Here is an 8064-nt window from a genome sequence, read left to right as displayed (position 1 = left end):
CGAGCTTCCATTTCCTCTGCCTCGCCGTCCTCAAGATGGTCATAACCCAGCAGATGAAGAAGACCATGTACCAGCAACATACGGCACTCGTCCGCAGCCGTGGTACCAAAACCTGCCGCTTGCTGTGCGACATACTCAGAGGCAATGACGATATCACCTAGCTCACAAGGTACGCCCTCGCCTAGGCCGGGCTCATCAGGACGCTCACATTCAAGAGAGATAACATCTGTGGGCATATCCTGACCACGCCATTCAGCGTTGAGTTTTTGGATACGTTCATTACTTACAAAAGAGATAGAGACCATACAGGGGCGCGTAATCCCCTCTTCCTTAAGAACAAGATCAACGATATCTTCTATTTCTTGCTCGCTCACAAGCAGTTCGGCACCATCGTTGCTACTAATGTCATATTCGTAAGCCATCTCATCTCCTATCGACTACGCTTGTTTTGCTCAGCCGCAGCATATGCTTCAACAATTTTTGCTACCAGAGAATGACGAACGATATCATCTCGACCAAGATCCACAAAGGCAACCTCATTGACAGATCTGAGCACTTCGCGAGCTGAATGAATGCCGCTTTCGCCCAATAAGTCACGCTGACTGGCATCGCCTGTAATAACAAACGTTGAAGAGACCCCCAAACGGGTTAAAAACATCTTCATCTGGTCGGGCGTGGTATTCTGTGCCTCATCAAGAATGACAAAAGAATCATTAAAGGTACGTCCACGCATAAAAGCTAAAGGCGATATTTCAATGATACCCTGCTCAATCATTGTGGTTGCACGCTCAGCATCGGTCATGTCAAAAAGTGCGTCATAAAGAGGACGTACATAAGGATCGAGTTTTTCCTGCAAGGTACCTGGCAGATATCCAAGAGACTCTCCTGCCTCAACCACAGGACGAGCGAGAACGATGCGTGCTACCTCATGACGCTTGAGCGCAGCCACTGCCATCGCCATTGCCAGATAGGTCTTGCCAGTACCTGCTGGACCAAGACCAAAGGTAATGCGATGCGTACGTATTGCATCCACATACTGACGTTGGCCTTCGGTCTTGGGTCGCACGGTACGGCCGCGATGCGTCAGCAGTATGTCGCCCGATAAAGACTGCATCGCAGGTGCGCCATGTAAGACCTGCTCAATAATGAGATCAACCTCTTGCTCGTCAAGAGGGTCTCCATCTTCGGCACGAGAAATCAAGCGATAAAAGACAGAGGTCAGCTGCTCTACAACCTCAGATGGGCCTGTGATGGCAATCTGATCCCCGCGAACCGTAACCATCGCATCAAAGGCTGCATCAACGCGACGTAACAAAGTGTCTGCAGGACCTGTTAGGCTTAGCGGATCTATCGAATCAGGTATGGTCAAACGCGCTCGTGTTGGCTGCAAGAACCCTCCTTGGTATGACTATAACTGCCTCATCATTGTCTCTAAACTCAATTGAAATCCAAAGACAAATTGTTTTATGAAATTGAATGTACCACGCTTAGCACCTTTGCATACCAGCAAGTATTAAATCGTCCGTGCATCCAAGCTAAAATCTTCGCAGATACTATGAGGCACCACGCGAACTAGAGAACCTACAGGAATACAAGGATCTAATAGCACATCAAAAAGACCACCAGATATACCTCGTCCCTGCGACTGTACCACCACAAGCTCCTCGCGACCAAGACAAAGTTCTGCTTGCTGATGACGCATTCTACGAGCAAGTTCGCGTATTCTACGAGCACGCACTGACATAAGCTGTGCAGGCACTTGATTGGGCATCATTGCTGCTGGGGTACCTGGACGTTTGGAATAACGAAAAACATGCATTTTTGCAAACTGCATTTCTTCGCAAAATGCCAGGCTCGCTTCAAAGTCTTCATCAGTCTCACCAGGAAAGCCCACGATAAGATCGCAACCCAGTGCAAGTTCTGGCAGAGCAGCACGAGCACATTGCACTACCTTGCGATACAGCTGGATATCATACACACGTGCCATACGTCGTAAAGTCCTATCAGAACCAGCTTGAAGACATATATGCAAAAAAGGGGCAATGCGTCCATCAGATTTCGCCATCACATCAACAAGCTCCTCTGTGACATCAGGGGGCTCTATCGAAGATAAACGAATACGTTCCACCTTGGTTTCTTGCAAAATGCGTTGCAGTAGAGCAGGCAAATCGCTGGCATTTTTAGAACCAGGCATGCGATAGCTGCCGAGATTTACACCAGAAAGTACAACTTCAGGTGCACCTCCTGACACAGCTTTGTGTATAGAATCCAGTACGTACTCAGGAGCCAAAGAGTTTGCTTTGCCACGCGCTTTCCAAATGATGCAGTAGGTACAGCGATTATCACAACCATCCTGAATTTTGATACCTGGACGCGTTCGACCTGTAGGAGTTACACCTGCATGGTGACAAGTTGTATGAGAAGTGAAATCGCTATCACTATCAAGCTCGGCTAAAAGCTTTGCTGCAACTATAGATTTTTCGGTCACTACACGTACAGAGGAACTGAGTGCTTGTAACTCATTGCCAAACAAGCTTGCATCACAACCAGTTACAAAGACAAGAGGATGAGATTCAAGTCTGCTCAAATATCGGACCACTTTGCGGCATTTTGCCTCCGCTTCGTTAGTGACAGCACAGGTGTTGACCACAATTGCGTCTGCTTCATCCTCAGACACAATCATGCAGCCCGCATCTTCTAGCTCATCGGCAATAAGATCAAGCTCCAACCTATTGAGTCGACAGCCCAAATTGTGAAAGGCAACTTTAGGTACAGTCATAGAACTATTCGCTTACTTTTTTGTCTTCATGTGAGAGGATGTTTTTGTCTCGCGCTGCTTAATCAAATCGCGTATAGCATTTTTTTGCTGATAGTTAAGATTGTCGGGCACCACAACGCGCACAACAACAAAAAGGTCACCCCGAGCTTTACCACCACGACGAGGCATACCCTGATGCTTTACACGAACTTGCTGACCAAACTGACAGGCGGCTGGAACAGTAATGTGTACGGTCTCGCCCTCAAGTATGCCATCGATATCGCGCGCACAGCCCACCATTGCCTCAAGTGCATCAATCTGCAGCTCACAATACAAATCATCGCCTTGGCGTTCAAAGCGATCGTCTTCCAAAACCTCGATGGCAACTACAAGATTGCCCGGCTTATCGCCACGTACACCAGCTTCGCCCTTGGCTTCAACCTTAAGTGTCTGACCTGAATGCACACCAGCAGGAATATCGATATCCACCGTTTCACGAGAAGGTGTGCGCCCTTGACCGTCACAGGTTTCGCAGGGATGATCAACAACCTTGCCTGAACCTTGGCAATCAGGACAGGTGGCCTGGGTTTGCATCTGACCAAAGATGGTGCGCTGCACCTCTACCACACGTCCCGTACCGTGGCAACGCCCACAGGTAGTCTCATGTCCACCTTCTGCAACGCCACTACCGTTGCAATCATCACACGGCGCAAGGCGCTCGTACGAAATAGTTTTTTTACAACCAGCAGCCGCCTCAGCGAGGCTAATGCGCAGCGTAATGCCCATGTCACGGCCATGTGTACGAGTGGGACGACCCGCTCCAGAAGCACCCCCACCAAAGAATGAGTCAAAGATATCGTTGATGCCAAAGCCACCACCAAAGATATCGGACATATCAACATAATCAGAGCCAAAACCACCGGGACCCTCTGCAGTTCCATAGCGATCGTAATTTGCGCGTTTGCGCTCATCGGAAAGCACTGCATATGCCTCATTAACTTCCTTAAAGCGCTCCTCAGCATCTAATTCCTTGTTAACATCAGGGTGCAAAGCACGTGCTTTTTTCAAAAAGGCTCTCTTAATTGTCTTTGCGTCAGCATCTCGCTCAACTTCGAGCAGCTCGTAATAATCCTTCTGTGCCACAGTACTATCCCCCAACAAAAACGTTTACTCGCACAACTTATGCCCCAAAATGCTTGTGCTGATACAAAAAATCAATTTTTAAAAACGCCCGAGTGTCGAGCAAGCCAAAACAAACGTCGTAAAAACTCGGATAATCAGGAAGAAAAACACTATAGGCAGTACAGAAGAAGCGGCATGCACAAGTGTGCGCCAGGCATTACGCCACCAGTACTTACTATGCGTAAATCCACCACTTGATATCACTACAAAGAGGAATAGAGCTAGTGCAATAACAAGCCCAATGAGCATAGTTTGCTGATTGGAAAGCGCATAGAACAGTAAAAATGGAATGAAAAACCCAAGACTCCTAAAGCCCATGGTCGCACGTCTATCAGGCTGTTCGGCAGGCACTCCTATACGACAAACAAAATCGCCCGCCGCCTCGCCATTGGTGCCTGCATTTCCCTTACCAGACACACGTACCGTATCACCATCATGACTACCCGCAGGAATATCAACCACAACTTCACTTGCCGTTAACACGCGCCCTGCTCCGCCACAGACAGAGCAAGGATCTGCTACAACCTGACCAGTACCTTGACACTCGGGACAGACCATCTCCATCACACCGAAACCAATAAAGTCACTGAGGTTGAGTGATATGCGTCCGCTGCCATTGCAGGTCGGGCAAGTTTCAGGATGCTCAGTATGCACGGAACCCGAACCATGACAGGCATTACATGTTGAATAGCGCTGGTAGGTAATGCCACGGCGTACTCCTTGTGCAGCCTGCTTTTCATCGATATCAATTTGGAAGATGATATCGGCTCCAGCTTTAGGATTGTATGAGCGCGAACGCTGGACAGAACTGGCCTGTCTGCGAAAAGCGCCATCAAAACCACTAAAGGGAAATCCCCAACTAAAGGGATTACCATAGGAGTCGGGATAAGATCCAGCTGGGGTGCCGTAACTCGCTCCTGCAAAGGGGGAGCCAGACCTCATTGCATCATAACGGCGACGCTTGTTGTCATCAGAGAGAACCGCATAAGCCTCTGAGACTTCCTTGAAGCGTGCCTCAGCGTCAGGCTCCTTGTTGACGTCAGGATGAAGTTTGCGAGCCTTCTGTTGGAAAGCCTTGCGAATCTCATCTCCTGTAGCCTCTTTTGCCACACCAAGAATCGCGTAATAGTCCTTTTCATTCATTGAAGACATGGACCATCTCCTATAGCAAAAAGGCCAGGGGCAAAAGTCCCTGACCCAAACATTTGTGGTGGGCGACGCTGGTTTCGAACCAGCGGCCTCATCCGTGTGAAGGATGCGCTCTACCCCTGAGCTAGTCGCCCGTGCGCAAGACACTATATCAGATGTAGCCTCTAGGCGCTACAAAAAAGCTGAGCACACGAAATCGTAAAATATTAGGCGCGGTCAAGGGCACGTTTGGTCTGGAAAGAAAAAATCAAAACAAGCAAATCTATCACAGCAGCAGGGACAATCACATATGCCACCAAGGTTAGACCGTGTCCCATATAAACTGCCAAGCCAAATGCACCACAGGTCAAAAGCAAAATAATCAGCGCAAATACACGCAGGCCAGCTGCTTTTAGTGGAACATTGGCGGCACGCGCTCCATGAACTCCCATAATCAGCGAAAGAAGCCCCACCGCCATAGGCACAAAGACTATGGTGATAGAAGTCCCAAAGGGTGCCGGAATGAACCAAGATCCTATAAGCTCAAAAATGCCAAGAAATAAACTGGCGAGACACACGATTTTGACACGCTTGCATTCGGGCGTCATAAGTGCTCCCCTCTTGCTATGAGTAATTGCTCGCATCCAACCAATGATGACGGCTGACAAAGTTCCATATTGCCACAATAACGGTAGCTAAAAGCTTACTGAAGGTAACCGCCTCCGGACCAACACCAAGCCAGAGGGTACCCAGCGCAATAATAATCTCATTGAGTAAAAGACCGATGAGTGAGAAAACCACAAAAAGTGTAAATTCCTTTTTACGAGAAATATCATCACGCCGCTCAAAGACAAAGCGCATTGAAGCTAGATAGTTGAAGATGGTAGAAACTATATAGGATATAAAAGCTGCAATAACGGGATCCCACAGAAGTATTTGGCTGAGTATCATCAACAATGCGTAGTCAATGACAAATGCTACGACACCAACTACTGCAAAACCAATGAACTGCTTTGTCAGTTCTTTGAACTCCAACGCTATGCCTCTCTTATAAAAAATATACCTTGCATCAAAGCAATCATAAACCTAAAGCTACATGGTGTTATATTGCAGCTCATTTGGCAAGTTGTGCTTATGTATCACACGTTATTTCCGCAGCCTCAGCTTACACGAGTGCAACAATCGCAGATGGTTCATGTTTCGAGTGCGATAATCGCAGATGGTTCATGTTTCGAAGTAGGCGCACGTAAAACCGCAGGTCAGATTTTCCTCTAAGTCGACAAACGAACCATCTATTCTGATTCAGTATAAAAAGGGACTGCACTTACTAGGTTGGCTTGAGCACTGGCAGGTAGTGCAGCGAGTAAGCGGGCAACAATAGCGAAGTCACTCATATAAAGGAAACTTCTTTACCGGTAAGATTATGTGAACCCTTTACAGCACACATGTCTAAACGTCCACCAGACATATACACCGTTTCAAGCAGGTCATCATCAACCAGCACATTATGCCAATGTGTGTTCGGCGCATTCTTTGTGAGTTTGATAATGGTCACAGGCTCCATACCAACAGACAAGACCCATGAATCAATTACTTTAATCGTGTCCACTAATCTCATCTTTCTTCTAATAAATCATTGAGCAGCTTCTGATAATGCTTGAGGTTCATTTTTGTTAATTCTACTTCTTCTTTAGGTATTTAATACTGCCTTCTTATGCTTAGCAAAATATTTAAGTTCTATGATTTGCAGCATATTTTCTAGCCTTAACGCAGAGGCATATTCAGGCACTATAAAAATAAGTCCTAAAAGACTGAGACTCGCATATGACCACATTAAGGACTTTCGTAACATCTGAGCTCATGATGAAAGGTTATACTGCGCCCGTGTGTCACCGTCAAAGAACATCAGCTTTGCTGACATGCTCGCTGATCTTAAATTAGTCCTGGGCCGTGACGAATTTACTAAAGCTCAAAATGATGTACTTAATCTGATAGCTGAGCTAATGAAAGACTGCGAAGACGAGCATCGGAAAGACGTACCAAGGTCACCGTAGATGGGCTGATATAGGGAAAGGGTCTGGCTCCATATCGTTGGGGCCACGCCCGATTTGGCCACTTGACGATGTCTTGCTCATATTAAAAAATTGGATCGGATTTTACCCATTCCCACCTGCATTTTCATGTAGTAAAACCTTATCATTGATACAATGTATCCTCTGATTTGGTAGAGGAGACTTTTTGATTTTAGACCATTTTCATTCCAAGCATTACTCCTATGAGGCTTAATACTACAGAAGCCACAGCATACCCAATTGCGATTAGGACATTCCCTGTTTCAAGATAACCATACACTTCAACAGAAAATGTCGAAAATGTTGTAAGCCCACCGCAAAGACCGAATTTCAGAAACAACAATTTGTTTTCACTCATCCCGTTTTGCTGCGCCTGAGCAATTATGACACCTATCAAGACAGCGCCAAGAACATTAACTAAAAGTGTGTTGAGAGAATAATTTCCAGTTTTTTGCAGTTCTACTTTAGACAATAAATACCTTGTGATTGAGCCAATGAATCCACCTGCGCCTACCGCAATACACCTTATTAGCATATAATTCTTCCTTTCATTTTTAGGCATAGAAAACGCCGTCGTCCTCATTCCAATAGAAGTCATCAGCTATCAGCATGTTTAAGTACCTTCACAAGTTACTAGACAGCACGTTCTAGGCCGTTTATGGTGAATGGAAATCCAAAGCATAAGTTCAACACCGCTGCCGTCATAGCCGTTCTTGGTCATTCAAACCTGTGGTGCTGAGTTATGTGTGTGAAATCTCTCTTTTCATACTATCTTAAAAAATTTTTGTCATTTTTCTGTCACTCCGTGTCACTTCGCTAAGAAAGACGATATGAGAGAAGCATTGAAGCCCCCCAGCCTCATGTCGTCGCGCGGGCTAGGAGCTGCGACAATGTGAGCTGTTCCTAATGGCTCGTGTGGTAGTC

General features: G+C 46.6%; 9 protein-coding genes and 1 tRNA gene. All 10 read right to left on the bottom strand.

The features are described from left to right. On the bottom strand, positions 1–422 hold a 422-nt coding region (gene ybeY, locus Q0X25_RS06085), incomplete at its 3' end, for an rRNA maturation RNase YbeY (RefSeq protein ID WP_298580006.1). Between the two features lie 8 nt (positions 423–430). After that, entirely contained in the window at positions 431–1390 is a 960-nt protein-coding gene (locus Q0X25_RS06080) for a PhoH family protein (RefSeq protein ID WP_298580003.1), read from the bottom strand. Positions 1391–1513: 123 nt separating this feature from the next. Further along, complete coding sequence (gene mtaB / locus Q0X25_RS06075) at positions 1514–2779, bottom strand: tRNA (N(6)-L-threonylcarbamoyladenosine(37)-C(2))-methylthiotransferase MtaB (protein ID WP_298580000.1); 1266 nt, start codon at positions 2777–2779, stop codon at positions 1514–1516. Positions 2780–2791: 12 nt separating this feature from the next. Next, a complete protein-coding gene (dnaJ, locus tag Q0X25_RS06070) occupies positions 2792–3901 on the bottom strand; it encodes a molecular chaperone DnaJ (RefSeq protein WP_298579997.1) in 1110 nt (369 codons plus the stop codon). Between the two features lie 78 nt (positions 3902–3979). Continuing rightward, entirely contained in the window at positions 3980–5092 is a 1113-nt protein-coding gene (locus Q0X25_RS06065; RefSeq protein WP_298579994.1) for a DnaJ domain-containing protein, read from the bottom strand. Positions 5093–5148: 56 nt separating this feature from the next. Then, positions 5149–5223: transfer RNA gene (locus Q0X25_RS06060), tRNA-Val, on the bottom strand. 72 nt (positions 5224–5295) lie between these two features. Next, the gene (locus Q0X25_RS06055; protein ID WP_298579991.1) at positions 5296–5676 is read right to left on the bottom strand and encodes a hypothetical protein; all 381 of its coding nucleotides are present in this window, start codon (positions 5674–5676) and stop codon (positions 5296–5298) included. Between the two features lie 16 nt (positions 5677–5692). After that, positions 5693–6103, bottom strand: coding sequence for a GtrA family protein (locus Q0X25_RS06050; RefSeq protein ID WP_298579988.1), 411 nt, complete (start codon positions 6101–6103; stop codon positions 5693–5695). 355 nt (positions 6104–6458) lie between these two features. After that, a complete protein-coding gene (locus tag Q0X25_RS06045) occupies positions 6459–6686 on the bottom strand; it encodes a hypothetical protein (RefSeq protein ID WP_298579985.1) in 228 nt (75 codons plus the stop codon). Positions 6687–7312: 626 nt separating this feature from the next. Continuing rightward, a complete protein-coding gene (gene crcB, locus Q0X25_RS06040; RefSeq protein ID WP_298579982.1) occupies positions 7313–7702 on the bottom strand; it encodes a fluoride efflux transporter CrcB in 390 nt (129 codons plus the stop codon). Between the last annotated feature and the right edge of the window lie 362 nt (positions 7703–8064).

The organism is uncultured Olegusella sp. (genome assembly GCF_947253395.1).
In the GTDB taxonomy this organism is placed as follows: Bacteria; Actinomycetota; Coriobacteriia; order Coriobacteriales; family Atopobiaceae; genus Olegusella.
Note: the sequence above shows the minus strand (reverse complement) of the source record. Positions and strands in the feature narration are given on the sequence as shown.

Excerpts from the sequence above, each read along its gene's own strand:
- crcB (WP_298579982.1), bottom strand. The coding sequence starts at position 7,702 with ATGCCTAAAAATGAAAGGAAGAATTATATGCTAATAAGGTGTATTGCG.
- Q0X25_RS06055 (WP_298579991.1), bottom strand. The coding sequence starts at position 5,676 with ATGACGCCCGAATGCAAGCGTGTCAAAATCGTGTGTCTCGCCAGTTTA.
- Q0X25_RS06045 (WP_298579985.1), bottom strand. The coding sequence starts at position 6,686 with ATGAGATTAGTGGACACGATTAAAGTAATTGATTCATGGGTCTTGTCT.
- mtaB (WP_298580000.1), bottom strand. The coding sequence starts at position 2,779 with ATGACTGTACCTAAAGTTGCCTTTCACAATTTGGGCTGTCGACTCAAT.
- Q0X25_RS06065 (WP_298579994.1), bottom strand. The coding sequence starts at position 5,092 with ATGTCTTCAATGAATGAAAAGGACTATTACGCGATTCTTGGTGTGGCA.